20 protein-coding genes are annotated in these 18,315 nt (G+C 39.7%); 8 read left to right on the forward strand and 12 right to left on the reverse strand.

What is annotated here, in order from left to right; all coding sequences use genetic code 11:
• Positions 1 to 142: 142 nt before the first annotated feature.
• The gene (gene uvrB, locus QE422_RS01300; protein ID WP_307454538.1) at positions 143 to 2,134 is read left to right on the forward strand and encodes an excinuclease ABC subunit UvrB; all 1,992 of its coding nucleotides are present in this window, start codon (positions 143 to 145) and stop codon (positions 2,132 to 2,134) included.
• Positions 2,135 to 2,281: 147 nt separating this feature from the next.
• On the opposite strand, the gene QE422_RS01305 is transcribed toward uvrB, so the two are convergent.
• From QE422_RS01305 to QE422_RS01320, 4 genes are all read right to left on the reverse strand, one after another.
• Positions 2,282 to 2,509, reverse strand: a complete 228-nt coding sequence (locus QE422_RS01305) for a DUF3820 family protein (protein ID WP_294199340.1) — start codon at positions 2,507 to 2,509, stop codon at positions 2,282 to 2,284.
• Positions 2,510 to 2,530: 21 nt separating this feature from the next.
• A complete protein-coding gene (locus QE422_RS01310; RefSeq protein ID WP_307454539.1) occupies positions 2,531 to 3,619 on the reverse strand; it encodes an AI-2E family transporter in 1,089 nt (362 codons plus the stop codon).
• The gene (locus tag QE422_RS01315; protein WP_307454540.1) at positions 3,616 to 4,350 is read right to left on the reverse strand and encodes a beta-carotene 15,15'-monooxygenase; all 735 of its coding nucleotides are present in this window, start codon (positions 4,348 to 4,350) and stop codon (positions 3,616 to 3,618) included. Before QE422_RS01315 ends, QE422_RS01310 begins: the two co-directional genes overlap by 4 nt.
• A 76-nt stretch (positions 4,351 to 4,426) precedes the next feature.
• Positions 4,427 to 5,149 (reverse strand): hypothetical protein, encoded by a 723-nt coding sequence (locus tag QE422_RS01320; RefSeq protein WP_307454542.1) that lies wholly within the window; start codon positions 5,147 to 5,149, stop codon positions 4,427 to 4,429.
• A gap of 47 nt (positions 5,150 to 5,196) precedes the next feature.
• Here QE422_RS01320 and QE422_RS01325 point away from each other — a divergent pair, with 47 nt between their 5' ends.
• Entirely contained in the window at positions 5,197 to 6,174 is a 978-nt protein-coding gene (locus QE422_RS01325) for an aminodeoxychorismate synthase component I (protein ID WP_307454544.1), read from the forward strand.
• Positions 6,158 to 6,784, forward strand: a complete 627-nt coding sequence (locus tag QE422_RS01330; protein WP_307454545.1) for an aminotransferase class IV — start codon at positions 6,158 to 6,160, stop codon at positions 6,782 to 6,784. The genes QE422_RS01325 and QE422_RS01330 overlap by 17 nt, the downstream gene beginning before the upstream one ends.
• On the opposite strand, the gene menD is transcribed toward QE422_RS01330, so the two are convergent.
• A complete protein-coding gene (gene menD, locus QE422_RS01335; RefSeq protein WP_307454547.1) occupies positions 6,781 to 8,457 on the reverse strand; it encodes a 2-succinyl-5-enolpyruvyl-6-hydroxy-3-cyclohexene-1-carboxylic-acid synthase in 1,677 nt (558 codons plus the stop codon). The genes QE422_RS01330 and menD overlap by 4 nt on opposite strands.
• A gap of 85 nt (positions 8,458 to 8,542) precedes the next feature.
• Between menD and QE422_RS01340 the strand changes: the two genes are divergently transcribed.
• Positions 8,543 to 9,493, forward strand: coding sequence for an isopenicillin N synthase family oxygenase (locus QE422_RS01340; protein ID WP_307454548.1), 951 nt, complete (start codon positions 8,543 to 8,545; stop codon positions 9,491 to 9,493).
• A gap of 77 nt (positions 9,494 to 9,570) precedes the next feature.
• On the opposite strand, the gene QE422_RS01345 is transcribed toward QE422_RS01340, so the two are convergent.
• Entirely contained in the window at positions 9,571 to 9,840 is a 270-nt protein-coding gene (locus QE422_RS01345) for a hypothetical protein (RefSeq protein WP_294199215.1), read from the reverse strand.
• A gap of 220 nt (positions 9,841 to 10,060) precedes the next feature.
• Here QE422_RS01345 and QE422_RS01350 point away from each other — a divergent pair, with 220 nt between their 5' ends.
• Positions 10,061 to 10,225: a hypothetical protein gene (locus QE422_RS01350; RefSeq protein ID WP_307454550.1), complete on the forward strand. Its 165-nt coding sequence runs from the start codon at positions 10,061 to 10,063 to the stop codon at positions 10,223 to 10,225.
• Between the two features lie 72 nt (positions 10,226 to 10,297).
• Here the strand turns inward: QE422_RS01350 and QE422_RS01355 are convergent, their stop codons facing one another.
• Together QE422_RS01355 and QE422_RS01360 are read right to left on the reverse strand one after the other, a co-directional pair.
• Positions 10,298 to 11,104, reverse strand: a complete 807-nt coding sequence (locus QE422_RS01355) for a GLPGLI family protein (RefSeq protein WP_307454552.1) — start codon at positions 11,102 to 11,104, stop codon at positions 10,298 to 10,300.
• A gap of 22 nt (positions 11,105 to 11,126) precedes the next feature.
• Positions 11,127 to 11,327, reverse strand: coding sequence for a hypothetical protein (locus QE422_RS01360; protein ID WP_307454554.1), 201 nt, complete (start codon positions 11,325 to 11,327; stop codon positions 11,127 to 11,129).
• 111 nt (positions 11,328 to 11,438) lie between these two features.
• On the opposite strand from QE422_RS01360, the gene QE422_RS01365 reads away from it, so the two are divergent.
• Positions 11,439 to 11,714 carry a helix-turn-helix transcriptional regulator gene (locus QE422_RS01365; protein ID WP_307454555.1) on the forward strand — a complete coding sequence of 92 codons (276 nt, stop codon included), beginning with the start codon at positions 11,439 to 11,441 and terminating at the stop codon, positions 11,712 to 11,714.
• On the opposite strand, the gene QE422_RS01370 is transcribed toward QE422_RS01365, so the two are convergent.
• Both QE422_RS01370 and QE422_RS01375 read right to left on the reverse strand, forming a co-directional pair.
• Entirely contained in the window at positions 11,674 to 12,720 is a 1,047-nt protein-coding gene (locus QE422_RS01370) for a PA0069 family radical SAM protein (RefSeq protein ID WP_307454557.1), read from the reverse strand. The genes QE422_RS01365 and QE422_RS01370 overlap by 41 nt on opposite strands.
• 121 nt (positions 12,721 to 12,841) lie before the next feature.
• A complete protein-coding gene (locus QE422_RS01375; protein ID WP_307454559.1) occupies positions 12,842 to 13,036 on the reverse strand; it encodes a hypothetical protein in 195 nt (64 codons plus the stop codon).
• A 173-nt stretch (positions 13,037 to 13,209) separates the two neighbouring features.
• Between QE422_RS01375 and QE422_RS01380 the strand changes: the two genes are divergently transcribed.
• On the forward strand, positions 13,210 to 13,563 hold the full coding sequence (locus QE422_RS01380; protein WP_307454561.1) for a hypothetical protein: 354 nt from the start codon (positions 13,210 to 13,212) through the stop codon (positions 13,561 to 13,563).
• A 30-nt stretch (positions 13,564 to 13,593) separates the two neighbouring features.
• Here QE422_RS01380 and QE422_RS01385 read toward each other — a convergent pair whose 3' ends face one another.
• Positions 13,594 to 16,257, reverse strand: coding sequence for a hypothetical protein (locus QE422_RS01385; RefSeq protein WP_307454562.1), 2,664 nt, complete (start codon positions 16,255 to 16,257; stop codon positions 13,594 to 13,596).
• 32 nt (positions 16,258 to 16,289) lie between these two features.
• Positions 16,290 to 17,087 carry a DUF2797 domain-containing protein gene (locus QE422_RS01390; RefSeq protein ID WP_307454563.1) on the reverse strand — a complete coding sequence of 266 codons (798 nt, stop codon included), beginning with the start codon at positions 17,085 to 17,087 and terminating at the stop codon, positions 16,290 to 16,292.
• Between the two features lie 89 nt (positions 17,088 to 17,176).
• Between QE422_RS01390 and QE422_RS01395 the strand changes: the two genes are divergently transcribed.
• Positions 17,177 to 18,199: a GDP-mannose 4,6-dehydratase gene (locus QE422_RS01395; RefSeq protein ID WP_307454565.1), complete on the forward strand. Its 1,023-nt coding sequence runs from the start codon at positions 17,177 to 17,179 to the stop codon at positions 18,197 to 18,199.
• Positions 18,200 to 18,315 lie beyond the last annotated feature (116 nt).

Here is an 18,315-nt window from a genome sequence, read left to right on the forward strand (position 1 = left end):
GACAAGCATCCCAAACCGGGATGCTTTTTTATTTAACAGATGATAAATAAAATGAATCATCAAAATATAAATTAAGATCCATCGTATGGTTGAATGCCAAATAATTCTTTCGTATTTTTGTTAGGATAACATCACAAATTTTATGAATTTTAAACTTCAATCAGAATATAAACCTACCGGAGACCAGCCGCAAGCTATTGAAAAGCTTACCGAAGGCATACAGATCGGTGAAAAATACCAGACGCTGCTGGGGGTAACCGGATCCGGTAAAACCTTCACCGTGGCTAATGTTATACAGAATGTGCAGAAACCTACCTTGGTGTTGGCTCATAATAAAACACTGGCCGCTCAGCTGTTTATGGAGTTCAAAGAATTCTTCCCGGAAAATGCCGTAGAATACTTTGTAAGTTACTACGATTACTACCAGCCGGAAGCCTATATTGCGACTTCCGGAACCTATATCGAGAAAGACCTGAGCATCAACGAAGAAGTGGAGAAGCTGAGGCTTTCGGCCACGGCGAGCCTCCTTTCAGGCCGAAGGGATGTCCTTATCGTTGCTTCCGTTTCCTGCATTTACGGTATCGGAAACCCAACGGAATTTCACAAATCCCTGATCTCTATCGCTATCGGAGAAAAGGTAACCCGGACTGCCCTGTTGCATGCTTTGGTGAATGCCTTGTATTCGAGGACACTTAATGAGTTTCAGCGGGGTACATTCCGTGTGAAAGGAGATGTGATCGATGTATTTCCGGCGTATGCAGACAATGCCATCAGAATCCAGTTTTTTGGAGACGAAATCGAAAAGATCCAGAGTTTTGACCCGGTTTCAGGAAACGTAACGGGCAATTTTGAACAGATCCAGATTTATCCGGCCAATCTTTTCGTAACATCAAAAGAAACCCTGAACGGAGCCATCCGGAATATTCAGGACGATTTGGTAAAACAGGTGGATTTTTTCAGTTCCATTGAAAAACCGCTGGAAGCCAAAAGATTACAGGAAAGAACCGAGCTTGACCTTGAGATGATTAAAGAATTAGGTTACTGTTCCGGTATTGAGAACTATTCCAGGTATCTCGACGGCCGGCTTCCGGGAACGAGGCCTTTCTGCCTGCTGGATTATTTTCCGAAAGATTACCTGATGGTGATCGATGAAAGCCACGTGACGGTACCGCAGGTTCACGCGATGTACGGAGGCGACCGAAGCCGGAAGGAAGCCTTAGTGGAATACGGTTTCAGACTTCCGGCCGCCATGGACAACCGACCATTGAAATTCGAGGAATTCGAGGCCATCCAGAATCAGGTGATTTACGTTTCAGCGACCCCGGCAGACTATGAACTGGAGAAAACGGGAGGTGCTTATATCGAACAGATCATCCGGCCAACCGGACTTTTAGATCCGATTATCGAAATCCGGCCAACCATCAACCAGATTGATGATCTGATGGAAGAAATCCAAAAAAGAGCAGATCTTGACGAAAGAGTTCTGGTAACGACGCTGACAAAAAAGATGGCGGAAGAACTGACGAAATACTTCACCAAATTCGGGATCAGAACAAGATACATTCACTCGGATGTCGAAACCCTGGAACGGATCCAGATCATGCAGGACCTGCGGGTAGGGCTTTTCGATGTGCTGATCGGGGTAAACCTGTTGAGGGAAGGTCTGGATTTACCGGAAGTTTCCCTGGTTGCTATCCTGGATGCCGATAAGGAAGGGATGCTGAGAAGCCGCCGGTCAATGATCCAAACGGTAGGTCGTGCTGCCCGTAACCTTAACGGAAGGGCCATTATGTATGCCGATAAGATTACCAAATCGATGCAGGCCACCCTGGATGAGACCGACTACCGCCGGGCCAAGCAGATGCAGTACAACGAGGAGCATGGAATGGTTCCGGTAGCATTAAATAAAAAGATTTCGGAAAGCCTGGTCGGAAGAAGCAAGGACTTCCCGGATGAAAAATACACCCAGAAGGAAATTCTTCAAAAGGTGGCTGAAGCCAAGGCCAGTTACACTTCTGAAGACATGGAAAAAGTCATTTCCCAGAAACAGAAAGAAATGGAAATGGCTGCCAAAAACCTCGATTTCATTAAAGCGGCTAAATTGAGGGATGAAATTGCAGCACTGAAAGAATAGATAAAAAGAGACTGGTTTTCAGTCTCTTTTTTGTTTACTATTTAGATTATTGATTTTATTGTTATTGTAAAATCAAAAGCAAATAAAAATAACCCGACATTCTTTAAAATGTTGGGTTATTTAAATATTTTTAAACTTAAATTAAACTTATCGCTGATTCCTTACTGCTGAGCGGATAGGAATCAATAATTCCGTTAAGCCGTTTAACTTGATTTCATAAACCGTTGCCAGCTGCATTCCCAGTTTGCCTTTGGGCATTCCGGTCCGTTGAAACCATTCTAAGTAACTTATCGGCAGATCGGCAAGCACAGTTCCCTGATATTTTCCGAAGGGCATTTTTACGATACAGATTTCTTTCAATATTTCCGGGTTAATTCCGTCCTGCATATTCTGTTTTTATACTATTAAATCAATTTTCGTTTCCAACTCTTTATTTTTATCCGGCAGCTCCAGTTCAGGCGTATCGTCGTCGGAAAATTCATTCCGGTACACCTGGATCAGAAGCAAGGTAAGTGAAACCATGATCGGCCCGAAAACCAGTCCCATGAAACCGAATAAATTCATCCCCATAATGATTCCGAAAACCGTATTCAAAGGATGGATATCTTCCAGTTTTTTTAATAAGGTAAAACGCAATACATTATCCGTTAAACCAACTACGACCATACAGTAAGCAGCTAATCCGAGTCCGGTTCCCATATCACCTTCCGCAATCATAAAAATGCAGACCGGGCCGTATACAATAGCGGCACCGACTACCGGAATCATAGAAGTTGCTGCAGTAAGCGCAAATAATAGTACCGGGCTTGGAGCATCAAATATGAAATACCCTACCAAGGCGACAATACCCTGACCGAGAGCCACTACAGGAATTCCGATAGCATTGGCCAGAATCAGTTTTCTCATTTTTTCGCCAATCAGAGATACATTGGATCTTTTAAGAGGCGCTGCTGATGAAAGAATTCTTTCAAAAAAACGGGGTTTTTCCAGCATGAAATAAAGAATGAAATACATGGAAGCTACAATAGTAAGCGTATTTACCGTCCCGCTGAGTGCTTTTGTTGAATACTGTCCAACACTGCTCTTCAGCTTGTTCATATTTTCTTTGCTTAAAATATCAAATTTGAATTTTGAGTAGATGTAGGTATGGATCTTTTCAAGAAAAACATTAAACTTTTCCATGTAAGCCTGGGCATTTCCAAGCTTCTCGATAAGAAGATCCCCGATAAAATAAATAGGAAGAATAAGTACGATCAGACTGGCACCCATCAGCGTCAAAGAAGCAGCCCATGGCTTCCATTTTTTCTCTTCCTGTAAATAAAAATTATACTTCCGACATAAGACATAGATGGTAATAGCTCCTAAAACGGAAGGGATAAAAAGGGCGAGGTTGAAGCAGATTAAGCCTGCCAAAACTAAAATTATGGCAAGCAGAAAAACCTGCTTGATTTTAACGCTGCTGATTTGCTGATCTTTATTCATCATTTATTCAAAATTATTTGTCTGGGTTTTCCTAAATAGGCACAATAGAGGGAATACATCACGGCAAAGATGAACGGTGCTGTAAGGATAATCCCGATGAAGCACAGCACGATTCCGGCCATTGACAGCAGAAACCCTACAAATGTTGCGCCAAGAAAAACCCCGTAATTTTCTTTGGCAATATTAAATGACTTTCCTAAAGCCTCTGTAGCAGAAGCATTTTCAAACAGCAAAATCGGATATCCCAGCATCAGCAGGGGATATACAAAAATAATTGGCAATACACAAAGGAAAAGCGCAATGGATGAAATAATCCCTGATAACAAAGCATAGATTAAAATATTTACAAAATTCTGGCGGTATCCGATAAACAGATCCGAAAATTCAATAGGATTTTTCGTGTTGTATTTGTTGATCATGTAAATCAATCCCACATAGAGGGGAGAAAGCAGAAGTCCCGAAATTCCGGACAAGGTCAAATACAGGGGAAAACCCGGCGCATTGAAAGCAGAAAACCTTGAATAGTCTCCCGAATCACGCATTTCTTCAAGCATAGCCGTGGAATTCATTCCGGTAAGCCACTGAATAACTGTCGCTAAAATACTGTAGATGATCATTGCGACAACGGCATATAGAAATACGCCTTTATACATTTCGAATGCATGAGAGATAATAGCTCCCATATTCCTTTCAGGAGCAGAGCCCTGTTGGTCAAATTCATTAAATTCTGACATGGTGTTTAAATTTTTAATGTGATTGTACCAAATTTAACTTTTTTTGAGCATTAACAACATTAAAAACCCATGAAATTTATACCTTCTCTGAAAATATAGTTTTGTATAATGAATAAATAACGGCATTCCAGAAAGGAAAGGTAAACAGTCCGCCAACCAGAAACAAACCAAAGCCGATATATTTGAAAATCGTGGCAACCATGACGCAGACAAGGATCTCCAGGAAATACATTTTCAGCGCTTTAAAGCTTAGAGAAAGCGATTCGAAGATCGTTTTATTCATAAAGAACATCATCGGCGCTACAAATATGGTGATGCACACCCATGCCACGGCAAGAATAATCGTTGGGAAAGTAAACCGGTAAATAAAATACCAGAAAATATAATAGGAAATATATCTGAAGAAGTTCAGTCCGTTATATCCAGCAAACAGATCACTAAGCGCTGGCTTTTCGCCGGTATCCATTTTCCTGTAGATCTGGAAAAAACCCAGATTCAGAGGATACAGGAAAATTGTGGTCCCCATAATCCAAAGGGAGAAATTCTGATAATTATCGGTAACAACCAGCTTATTGAGCTGCTCCACATAGGCTTTCATCCCGTCCTGCATATATTTCCCAACTTCATTAAATTCTCCCATAATTCCATACTTCATGTCACACATAAAAAATACGGTAAGGAAAATTCCAAAGTACATGATGGAAAACATCAGCTGAAAAACCAACGTTTTGTTCCAGTAGAAAAATGCCTGCTTCAATATAAAATCCAATCCCGGTTTCTGCGGATATTTGTTGTCCATTAAAAATATTTTGTGCAAAAGTAAACATCAATAATTACTTTTGCGGAATGTTTTCAGTGAATCATCAAAAATTTATGGAAATGGACGAACTTTCGGTCCGGAAGGTTCCCTACTTTTTCATTATCGATTTCCTTACGGAAAACGTCAACATCTTTCAGGAACATGAAATAGAAAAATCAGGTTTATTGATTGACTTTCAAAACTTTTCAACAACAAAAACCGATCATCCGCTGCAGAAAAAAGTGGAATGGAAATCTTATCCCGAAACGCTGGAGCATTTTAAAATAGGCTTCGATAAGGTTCAGAAAAATATCCGCTTCGGAAATTCCTATCTCGTCAATTATACCCGGAAAACAAAGATCGAGACCAATTTAACGCTGGAAGAAATTTTTTTTCATTCATCGGCGAAATATAAAGTTTTTTATAAAGATTTTTTCGTATTTTTTTCTCCTGAAACTTTTGTGAAAATCACAGACGGAAAAATTTTTACCTATCCCATGAAAGGCACTATCGATGCGTCTTTGGACAATGCAGCGGAAATCCTTAAAAATGACAGAAAGGAAAAAGCAGAACATTACACGGTGGTAGATTTACTCCGAAACGATCTCAGCATGGTGGCAGACGATGTAAAGGTTGAGAAATTTCAATACATTGATTTCATTAAAACCAAACAAAAAGATCTCTATGCCATGAGTTCCGAAATTTCAGGGGATATAAAACCTGAATTTGAAGGGAAACTGGGAAGCCTAATGAAAAAGCTGCTTCCTGCCGGTTCTATTTTAGGTGCCCCGAAACCGAAAACGCTGGAGATCATTCTTGAAGCGGAAGGTTATGAGAGAGGTTATTACACAGGAGTCTGCGGCTGGTTCGACGGAGAAAATACGGATAGCTGCGTGATGATCCGTTATATAGAAAAAGAAGGCGACGAGCTCTATTTTAAAAGCGGCGGCGGAATTACCCACATGAGCAGGTTAGAAGACGAGTATCAGGAAATGAAAAATAAAATCTATGTCCCAATTCATTGAAAGCATTAAAGTAGAAGACCAGGAAATTTTTTTATTGGAATTTCACCAGAAGCGTGTAGACAACACTTTCGCCCATTTCGGGAAAGAAGGCTCCGTAGACCTGGCAAAGATTTATAAACATCTGGAACATGACGAAGACGGGCTTTTCAAGCTGAGGATCGTCTATGACCTGGATAAAAAGGTTCGCACCCAGATGATTCCTTACGCCATTCCCGAACTGCAGGATTTCCAGCTGGTAGAAAACAACAGCTTCGACTATTCTTTCAAGTCCGAAGACCGGAAAGAGCTGGAAAAAATGAAGATGAAATCCAAAGCGGAAGAAATCATTATCGTAAAAAATAACCATATTACGGATACTTCATACAGCAACCTTCTATTCAAAAAAGGCAAGGATTGGTTTACCCCTTCTACCTATCTTCTGAACGGGGTGCAAAGACAACACCTCCTGAAGAACAAAAAAATCAAGGAAACGGAAATCACCCTTCAAAACCTGAAGGAATTTTCCCATTTCCAGATGATCAATGCATTGAATGATTTTGACGAAAATTTCATTTATCCTATCGGCAGAATTATTAATCTGCCGGGAAATGAAGAATATCAGGATCTTTAATTTTCCTTTAAAAAGTTGAAATATGCTTTCTGAATATCTGCATTATGCATTGCCTGCGTATTTACTTCCAGGATTTTAGGCTGCGTATCCGGTTTGAAGAAATTTTCCAGCACGCGGTCTAGAGTGACTTCTTCATCTACTTTTGTATAAGAAAATCCGAAATGCTTTGCCAGATGTTCGGCATTTTTGTGATGTTTCGTAGCAATGAATTCATCCAATGTATTTGGATTGGCATTTCCCGGCCCCGGAATAATTTTAAAAATATTTCCTTCTCCGTTATTGAAAATGATGATTCTTACAAACGGCGGAATGTACTGATTCCAAAGCCCGTTGATATCATAGAAAAAACTCAGATCCCCCGTGATCAGTAAAGTCGGACCAGCATTTTTAATCGCGAAACCCATTGCCGTTGAGGTGGAGCCGTCGATCCCGCTTGTCCCCCGGTTGCAGTAAATTCTTCTCTTGCCATAATCAAACAGCTGCGCATACCGGATGGCCGAACTGTTGCTGAAATGGATATTATAATTCTCAGGAACCGTCTGGGTAGTTTTATGGAAAAAATAGAAATCGGAGAAATCAACCGAGTTTAAAAACTTTTCATGCTTGGCATCTTTCTTATCCCGCAGGACATCCCAGAGATTGAAATAAGGCCTCGGCTCAAGATTAATGAAATTCAGCAGCTTGGAAAAGAATGCTTCCGGCTTCACCTCTATTTTTTCGGTTAAAGCAAAATACGTGTCCGGCTGCCACACCGGGTCCAGGTGCCAGTGCTGTTTTGGTTTTGCCTTTCGCAGGAACTGCTTTACTTTTTTGGAAACTACATTCTGTCCTACCGTAATCAGTAAATCCGGCGCATACATCTTAAAATCCTCTTCCGTAAAATTAAAGACATACCGGTCGATATGCCTGAAGAACTTTTCGTGATAGAGGTTTGAATTGGCTTCGCTCAACACTACCACAGTATGGTTTTTTACCAGCTGCGTCAGTTGGTTTTCCAGTTCGGGACTGTGGTCTTTGGTTCCTACCAGAATCATGATTCTTTGGGAGGTATTCCACTCAGCTACCAGATGGGAAGGGATTTCGTATTCTTTTTGTCTGATGGTTTTTTCTACTGTCGGAAACGTCGGAAGCTCGGAAATCAATTCGTACAAAGGCTCTTCCAACGGGATATTGATGTGCACCGGCCCCTGCTTTTCGATACACAGCTCAATCGCGGTTTTAATAATACCGAAATTATGGTCTTCCGCGTTTTCTTTTCCGTCTTCCAGCAGCTGGAAATCACCGTACGAATGCTGATGAAAAATATTGTTCTGCCTGATGGTTTGCCCATCGAAAATATCCACATAATCCATCGGCCGGTCTGCAGTAAGTATCAACAACGGAATATTGGAATAAAAAGCTTCCGTAACGGCAGGATAATAATTTGCCGCCGCAGAACCGCTGGTACAGGTAATGGCCACCGGTTTTTTCTCGCTCATTGCCATGCCTACCCCTACAAAAGCAGCACTTCTTTCATCTACAATACTGTAACAGTTGAAACTGTCGATCTCTGAAAAATGAATCGCCAAAGGTGCATTTCTGGATCCGGGAGAAACAATGATATCTGAAATTCCGTATTGCTGAAGAAGGTGCGCGAGTATCTGAATACTTCTTTTGGAGGAATATTTTTTCATAGTACAAATTTAATTGATAAATGCTTAACACAAAAAAGAAATTAATTTAAAAATCTGTAATTTAGCCATTCGTAAATTTCTAAAAATGGATAAAATACCTAGTGTAGACCTGCGTGATTTCCTTTCGGGTGAACCGGAACGCAAACAGAAATTTGTAAATGAAATCGGAAAAGCTTATGAAGAAATTGGTTTTGTAGCCTTAAGAGGCCATTTTCTTGATGACGAATTGGTGGAGGAATTGTATGGAGAGGTAAAAAACTTTTTTGACCTGCCAACGGAAACGAAACAGAAGTATGAGATTCCGGGAATCGGTGGACAGCGAGGTTATGTCGGCTTCGGTAAAGAAACGGCAAAAGGCTTTAAAAAGGGAGACCTGAAAGAGTTCTGGCATTTCGGACAATACGTGTCTGAAGATTCCAGGTACAAAGACGAATATCCCGACAATGTTATTGTTGAAGAACTTCCCAAGTTCAATGAAGTAGGAAAAGAGGCGTATCAGATGCTGGAAAAAACAGGACAGTATGTTTTGAGAGCATTGGCACTGTATCTTGGTCTTGATGAATTTTATTTTGATGACAAGATTGCTGAAGGAAACTCTATTCTAAGACCGATCCATTATCCGCCGATCACAGAGGAACCGGATGATGCGGTGAGAGCAGCCGCTCACGGAGACATCAACTTAATTACTTTATTAATGGGTTCACAGGGAAAAGGCCTTCAGGTTCAGAACCACAAAGGTGAATGGATCGATGCGATCGCAGAACCGGATGAACTGATGATTAATGTAGGTGATATGTTATCCAGACATACCAACAACAAGCTGAAGTCTACGATCCATCGAGTGGTAAATCCGCCAAGGGAATTGTGGGGAACTTCAAGATATTCCATTCCGTTCTTCATGCACCCGGTAAGCTCCATGTCTTTGAATGCATTGGAAAACTGTGTGGATGAAGATCATCCTAAATTATATGAAGATACAACCGCAGGCGAATTTCTTCATGAAAGACTTATCGAATTAGGATTAATTAAAAAATAATAGAGAAACCGGGTCTTGAACCCGGTTTTATTTTGATGTCGTTTCACGTGAAACTTTTCTGTTATAGTTTTCTAAAACTATCCTGTGATACAATAAAATTCAGGACATGGGGTATTCTGCACTACCGTTCCCCACGGGCAGATACAGGTGTAAGTATCTCCACCACCGCCTGGATTTCCAGGACCACCCGGACCCGGTGAATAAGGTACACAAGTCCCGCCGGAACAGATTTCATTGGCTCCGCAGCCTCCCGTTCCCGGTCCGTCCCCTTCAAAACAGGATGCCGGAGGTGATCCTGCAGAAATACTCTTCTTGTCTTCTCTTGAAAGTTTTCTGAAATTTTTCATAGTTTTTGATTTTGATATTTTCCTACTCTTCCAGCTTTTCGGATTCCGCTTTATTTTTTAAAATTAAAAATTTTCTAACTAACAATCAAACATTTAGCCTTATTTATTCACATTGAAATGAATTTTATATTAATTCAGAAAACAAAATATACCACAGTTCATTGATATATTATTTTTTTGATTAACTTTACTTTAGTATCAAATTTTTAACTCAAACAATATGAAAAATTTAAAAAAACTAGACAAAAGCCAATTAAAAAACATTAAAGGAGCCGGAGGGATTAAGCCAATCGACGAGCCGGAATTTTGCGTATACGCTTGTGGAAATACGGTAATCTGTACTGCTTGCAGCGATGATTTCGAATGTCCGGATGATTCGATCTAAGATAGAGATCCTTTCTGAAATGATAAAAACCGTTTCTTTTTGGAACGGTTTTCTATTTTTAATGAATTTTTGCTATTTGAAGTTAGGTTTATAATTAAGCTCTATAGGATTATTATTTTCCTTCAGCACTTTTTGCATTTTTTGCGACATTTCACGAGAATTCCAAGGCAACTTATTGCCTTTTTCATCTGCATGTACTATTTTCATTCCACTGCTTTCAAGCTCAGCAAATGGTTGACTGTAAAAATTTTCTTGTAAAAGTTTAAATTGGGTAAAGCTTAAAATTTTACCTTTCTTCGAAGGAAAAAACATACTGTTTTTTTTATCCGCATAATATACAAGGCTGAATTTAAAATCATTAGTTGAATCAGCAATCTGTATAATTAATCCAGGTAATCCATGAAATACATAAGGCCTGTCCTGAATGGCAATGCTTTTTGCAAACCAGGCTTCCCACGTTCTTCCTCCATAATTTACGGTTGCTTTCTGACATTTCAAACCTGCAATAGTTGCTGAATCACTTAATAATTTCCAATCAAGTTTTTCATCAATTAAAACATCATAAGTATTTAAAACAAAAGGAATGGTCACCGTTTTATATATTTCTTCTTTGGACTTTCCTTTATGACTATATAATTGATTAAAGTCGAGAGGAGTTCCTAAGCCCTTTCCCGTCTTTTCTCTCAAAGAATCATAATATCTATCATTTTCTGATCTAAAAACTGATTTCTCATCAGAAATATCAAGAAAGTAATTTTCCGTTTTGAATAATTTTTTATCAGGAGTTGAATTTGTTGTCACTTCATAAACAAATGACAAATTTTGCGAAAACAATAGGGCTTCCACAAAAAATAAAAGTAAAATAAAAAGTTTTCTCAATACAAATTATTAAAATTTTTAGTTACAAACATTTTCGGCAGTAACTTGTTATTTGGCCATTATCACTATTTGAAATAACATAAGTACTGCAAGTTAAGCCAAACTGCTCACAATATCCGTCATTTGGACCGCAAGCGTCTCCACAATTGCCCATACCAACAGGAAGTTTTCCTCCATAAATCTTTCTTAGTTTTATTCTAGAATAGTTTTTAAAATTTTTCATTTTTTGAAATTTAATATAACTAAACTAAATACTTCCTATTAAAAATTCTATGACACTACGAAGAAATAAATTATTGAATATACGTAAAGTTAAAAAATTTCTCACGCGAATATGGCAACTTATCTTAAGATAAGCCAAACACAATATCAGAAAAGAGAGACAGGAAAAATTAAAATATCTGATTCAGAATGGGAACGAATCGCTCGCCTTTTAAATGTCAATATAGAGGATATTTATGAAGATGACCAGCCTTCCGATGAAACGGATATAATGGATGAAATCACTTTTTTAAAAGAAAAAATTAACGTTCCAGAAATGAAAGTGGCCTCACTTACGGATGTTAAAATCACTCAAACAGTCTCAACTGCTGATCCTTCGCTCCTGTAAAATTTTGGGTTGAAAGTTTTGGAAAATCTGTTCCGTCAAAGAACTTTTTCCTTCCTATTTTGAAGGTATTATGAATCATTTCAGCAATATTTCCTTCACCTTTTTGCCGGTCGAAATATCTTTTCTCGCCTAATTTTCCACCGCGCATTAACCGGATCAGGTTCAAAACCTTCTGCGCGCGGTCCGGAAAAGCATGTTCGATCCAATTGACGAAAACCGGCTCTACAGAATCATTCAGCCGTACCAGCGTATACCCGAAACTCTTCGCACCTGCCTCAGAAACAGCCTTCAGTATGGACAGCGGTTCATCGCTGTTCAGCCCAGGAATAATCGGTGCAACCATCACATTTACCGGGATTTTATTTTCCGAAAGGATTTCGATGGCTTTTAATTTATTTTTAGCAGAACTCGTGCGGGGCTCCATTTTCCGCCGCAGCTCTTCATTAATCGTCGGAATGCTCAGTGAAACCGAAACGAGATTTTTTTCCGACAAAGGTTTTAAAATATCGATATCCCTCAGCACCAAAGCATTTTTTGTGAGAACATGCACGGGATGCCGGTAATCCAGACAGACCTGCAGGATTTTCCGGGTGATCTCAAACTGGCGTTCTGCAGGCTGGTAACAGTCGGTATTTCCGGACAGTAAGATCGGTGCCGGCCGGTAACCTCTTTTCTGGAAGAACTTTTCCAGCAGCTGTGGTGCATTTTTCTTCACCATGATCTTCCTTTCGAAATCGATTCCGGCGCTGTATCCCCAATATTCGTGGGTAGGTCTTGCAAAACAGTATGAGCAGCCATGCTCACAGCCCTGGTAAGGATTCATGGAATACTCCATCGGCAGATCTTCGCTTTTTACCTGATTAACAATGGTTTTCGGAAAAACTTCAGTGAAGGATGTTTTTACCGTTTCGAAGTCTTCTTCTTCCGGTTCATAGGTATAGCGGTCGAAACGGTTGATGACATTTCGCTGAGCGCCCTGACCTTTTATGATATCCTCGTTCTGCATTGTTGATGTAAAATTAAAAGGTAATTTCTAGAAAACCATTACATTTTACGTTACAATTTGTAACAAAAAAATCCAACACTGTAATAGTGCCGGATCAACATAATTGGGATATATTTTGTAACTACTTCAATGCATAAAATTCGATACCGTGATATTCGTCATCATGATTTTTACCCTCAAAATGACGGTGATAATCCGAATAGGCATCGCTGTATTTTTTATCTTTTCTATCTAATATTTTTTTTATTCCTATGATACTTAATACTGCCAAAAGACCTACTCCCCCTGCCAGTAAAACTCCGACTTCTTTTTTCATATTCTGTCTGATTTATGTATCACTAGCTATTACAAAAAGTATACCCAACGCCTTATGGGTATTATAAATTTTGTTAACGTTGCATAAGCCTTTTGATGCATTGAATAAAACAGATATACCATGTTTTGTATATCAATGGTTTAATTATTGCAGTTTTAACGGAAAAAATTATTATGGACAGTACAGGAAATATTGATAAAATGACAACCTTAAGCCAGGTTATGACCAAACTGACACAGAAAGGCGTTCACAGAGAGTTCCGAATGAATGAAAATGGTGAGATGAAATTTGAAAACTCTGACAAAGTTTACCAACCTCATGAACTTACCATCGTGAAAACCTACCGTTTTGAAGGGCCGAGTGCACCGGATGATAATGCCGTGCTGTACGTTGTAAAAGACGATGCCGGTAATATCGGAATGATGATCGATTCTTACGGTGCCGACAGCAATTATCCCGGTGAGGAATTCGATAAGTTTTTACGGGCTGTACCAATCCTGGAAAACCACGAATTTGATTTCGAATAAACAAAATCGACTTATATAAAAAATCCGGAATTATTCAGTTCCGGATTTTTGTTTTTTCTTAAACAGGCCTTTCAGAAATCCCTTTTTCTCATCTGGCTGAGCGGGCGGCTGTACGGCAGCTCCTTTTTTCTGCTCCTGATTATCTTTAGATTCTGCCTCCTTTCCGGATGGCTTTGTATCCTTTCCTTTAATGTCATCCTTCCCTTTTTTAGAGGTATCGATGTTGATTCCGATCAGTGTTTTCTTCAAGCCCTGCTCGATTCCTTTCCAGAATAGATTAAAGAAAGATTTGGTGGGGTCTCTTTCTACATCTTCGATTTCCACATCTTCGGGAAGCTTTCCGGAATCCGATTTCACCAGCAGATTGGCAATAGCCGTTAAAAATCCCTTCTTCTCGCGGTTTTCTTTATCCAGGATCGCTACTTTAAGATCTTTATGTCTAAGGTTAAAGCTGCCGTTCAGCCCTTTTGGGTTTCCTCTGAAATTGAAAAGCATTTCCTGGATGGTTCCTGTAGCCGTCACATGAAGATAAGGACGGATAAAAGGATTGATCCCGGTTGCCGGAAGATTGGTTGTACGACCTGAAATATTAAATACATCCCTCTGGTCGGCGACATCAAAATTCCAGTTGACTGAAAGCGGCGCGAGATTCATGAATGAACAGTTGATTTTGATATCAACCCGGGTCGGCTTGCCTTTCATTTTGGCAGAATTCAGATTCTTTACATTCATATTAAAATTACCGAATGTCAGTTTACCTGGCCCGGCACTTTCCGGTGTATCTTCTTCATAAACCAGAACAGAATTCCGAAGATTTAGATTATTGACAACCATCGGAATTTTAATAGATCGCAGCATCCTTGAATACAAAGGCTTTTCTTTAGGATCGTCTTTAGGGATCTTGCTCCTGAAAATATTGGCATCCGCCGACTGGATCGTAACATTTGAAGCGTTGATAGATTTCTGGTCCGAAAATAGATCCCAGGTTCCGTTGGCAGTAATCTGAGCAGCTTTAATATCATATAAATCCCTTTCTACGGGGATCATTCTGATAAACTGGCTTCTCGAAATGAGAGGCTTCATCACAAACTGGGCGATCCGGATATTATTCTGATCTGCTTTTAAAACACCCGTCGTCATCCGGTAAAACTGAGTTTTATAAGCAAAGTTATCGGAAGTAACGGCATAGCTTTTAATTCCCACCTCCATTCCCGGCTGCCCCTTTTTGGAATTCAGCTCAATATCACTAAGGGTAGCATTCAGATTATTTAAAGTTAACGGCTGATTATTTTTATCGTAGGTAATATCAGAATTTCTAAGCGTTACTTTCCTGACATTGATCGGAAACTGTATCCCTTTGAAATCTGCTGTTTTATTTTTCTTTGTGTTTTCTTCTCCCGCTTTAATGCTTCCTTTTACACGGTCCACCAGCACATCTTTTACGTCAAGATTCATTTTTTTATCAACAACTTCCCATTTATTGATGGCAAATCCTATGTAATTTGCAGTAAGATCCATTGAGGTCTTCTCATTGCCTGAACCGTTCGGAACAACGGATATCATTTTAAGCTCCCCTTTTTTGGGCGTTAAGCTGAAACTTTTTACATTAAAATCCTGGTGGTTGGAGTACAGGATATCCTGTGCTGAAAACTGAAAATCCTTGTATCCTACTGGGATCAGCTCCTCCCGAGTTTCTTTGTCAAACCGGAGCTGGTTGATATTCAGGTTGGCCTTATGGGCATAAAGGAGCTTGCTTCCGTCGGGCTTCATTACCTGTATCGTCATGTTATTCAATCTTACCCCCTGCAGATCCAGTTCAAAATTAAATGGCTTTTTCGCCTTGATGGGAACCGCACTCGTTGTGTATACAAAAAGATCCGGGTTATAAAAATCGGCATTGGCCAAAGAAATTTTATTCTTTTCCAGCAGGATATCTTTTAACTGGATTTTTTCGACATTAAACTGAAAAAGCTGCGTTTTTTTAGGATAATATTTTTTAAACTGTTCAAAAGTTACGAGGGGAGTCAGCTGAAACTTGTTAATCGACATTTGTCCGTTTTTTGTTTCAATCCTGTCGATCTGTAAAGCATACACATTATCCGGCCGGAAAAAAAAATCCGTTCCTTTGATGGTATACTGATCGAAAACCACAGGAAGCTTATCTTCAACCGACTCTTCTGTCATCTGGAGGTTTTCCACATACAGGCTGAGATCTTTCACGGAAAAAAATTTCTGTTTGGTGTACCTGAACATATTGATATTCCCTTCATTGATCCTGATGTTCTCAAATAGAAAGGGACTTCTTTTTTTGCCTGTTTTGGCATCCACGGGTTTTGCGAGGATAATATTCAGATTCGGCTTGGACAGCAGGAGGTCGGACGAACTGATCTGCTTGTTGAAAAGGGCATCGTAAATTCCGAAACGGCTTACCTTCAAAGTATCCATTGTTCCCTGGAGCCCGATTACCTCCGTATTCTGCGGATTTTTATTATTAACGGTAATTCCTGTCGAAAGAATATTTCCCGACAGCAGATCGACATCAAGGGTTTTATAGGAAACCTGATAGTCTGTATTGTTCTTAATGTATTTTGGAAGCTGGGTTTTAAGCCAGATATTAAGCCCTAAATTTGCCAGTAAAATAATGACGAACAGAATTCCGAGACTGATTAATAATTTTCTGACCCATTTTTTCATAATTTGTGATCTGGTTTAATCTGAGATCCGGTTTAGTTGGTTACATTCAATTCAATCACATAGCCTTCATGCCCTCTAACGTTAATAAAATGCCCTCCGTCAAATCCCAGATACTGTCCTTTGATCCCCGTCAGCTTTCCGGTAAATTCCGGTTTTTTATCCAGGGTAAAGGAAGTTACTTTTTCAGGTTTGTCGTAAGGATAATCGAATGTCCAGAGGTTTTCACCTTCACTGTAAAACTTCTGAAAGTCTTCCGGGAAATATTCTTTTATTTTCTGCTGAAAATCGGCCAGATCTACTTCTCCTTCCAGATCGTCCTGAAGCATTTTTTTCCAGCTGGTCTTATCCGGCACATGCTGCTTGAGGGCAACTTCGATCATTCCTGCTTCATACCGGTTTTCGGTTCTTGCAATCGGCAGTGCGAAAGTAGCGCCCTGGTCGATCCATCGGGTGGGGATCTGCGTATTTCTCGTCACCCCTACTTTTACTTCTCCCGTATACGCCAGATAAACCGTATGTGGCTGTAATTGAATTTGTTTTTCTATATCCAAATCCCGTTCCGCAATTCCCAGATGTGCCGTAGAAAGTTCCGGTCGGATGATCGTATCGCTCGCATAAGGGCTTTCGAAAAAGCAGTTTTTACAGAAACCCATTCTGTAGATGGTTTTATCTTCCTGGCAGTGCACGCACTGAAATCCGATATGCTTGATGGTAAGTTCCTTCCCGAAAAGCTCGTTCATGTGGATCAGATCCCCCGAAAGATTGAGATAATACTGAATCGGCTCGTCATGGAAGCTCGTCATCTTTAAAATTTGCCCTTGAAACTGCATATTAATTTTATATTACTTTTTTAAGTAAATTTAATGATTATATTTTTCACGAAGTAAATTTATATTTTTGTAGCACGAAAAACATACGGATGAATTATCTTGTCACCGGCGGAAGCGGTTTTATTGGTTCTCACTTAACTGAACAATTATTGAAAAAAGGACATTCTGTCATAAACGTTGACAATTTTGACGATTTCTATAATTATCATATAAAAATTCAAAATACTTTAGAGGCGATCCAACATTTTTCGGATTTTGAATACTCGGATAAGGAAGCAGACATTTGTAAATTAATTTCTCTATCCCAATCGGAGAATTATCGTCTATATTACCAGGATATCAGGGACAAAAATGGGCTTGAAGAAATCTTTAAAACCCATCAGATTAATGCGGTCATTCATCTCGCTGCGCTTGCCGGCGTACGCCCTTCTATTGAAAGGCCGCTGGAATATGAGGAAGTGAACGTACGAGGAACTATGAACCTATGGGAGTTATGCCGCGATTTTAACGTTAAAAAATTCATTTGCGCCTCATCATCAAGTGTTTATGGGAACAACGAGAAAATTCCTTTTGCGGAAACCGATAATGTAGATCATCCGATTTCCCCTTATGCTGCCACCAAAAGATGCGGTGAAATTTTAGGTCATGTTTATTACAATCTGTACAACATTGATATCATCCAGCTGAGGTTTTTCACGGTATATGGGCCACGGCAGAGACCGGATCTGGCCATCCATAAATTTATCCGGTTAATATCCGAAAACAAAGAGATTCCTTTTTACGGCGATGGTACTACGGCAAGAGACTATACCTATATTGATGATGTTATTGATGGGATCTTAAAATCCATCCTCTATCTTGAGAACAATTCCGGCGTTTATGAGATCATTAACCTCGGAGAAAGCGAAGTCATTAACCTGAACGAAATGCTGGCCACAATAGAAGGCGCACTTGGAAAATCTGCCATCCGGAAAAATCTGCCAATGCAGCCCGGAGATGTCCTGAAAACCAATGCCGATATTGCCAAAGCACGCACATTAATCGGCTATAAACATGACACAAACTTCCAAAATGGCATAAAAAAATTTGTGGAATGGTTTTTGAGAAAATGACCTCGAGTACGGCGAAGGCGCCTTGCAAAGACTTCTCCGGCTTACAGTGAACAAAAATTAATAAAAAGAATTGAAAATCAGGTGTAAAAAAGCATATTATATAAGCGATTTTTATA

The sequence above is a fragment of the Chryseobacterium sp. SORGH_AS_0447 genome, from assembly GCF_030818695.1.
Taxonomy (GTDB): Bacteria; Bacteroidota; Bacteroidia; order Flavobacteriales; family Weeksellaceae; genus Chryseobacterium.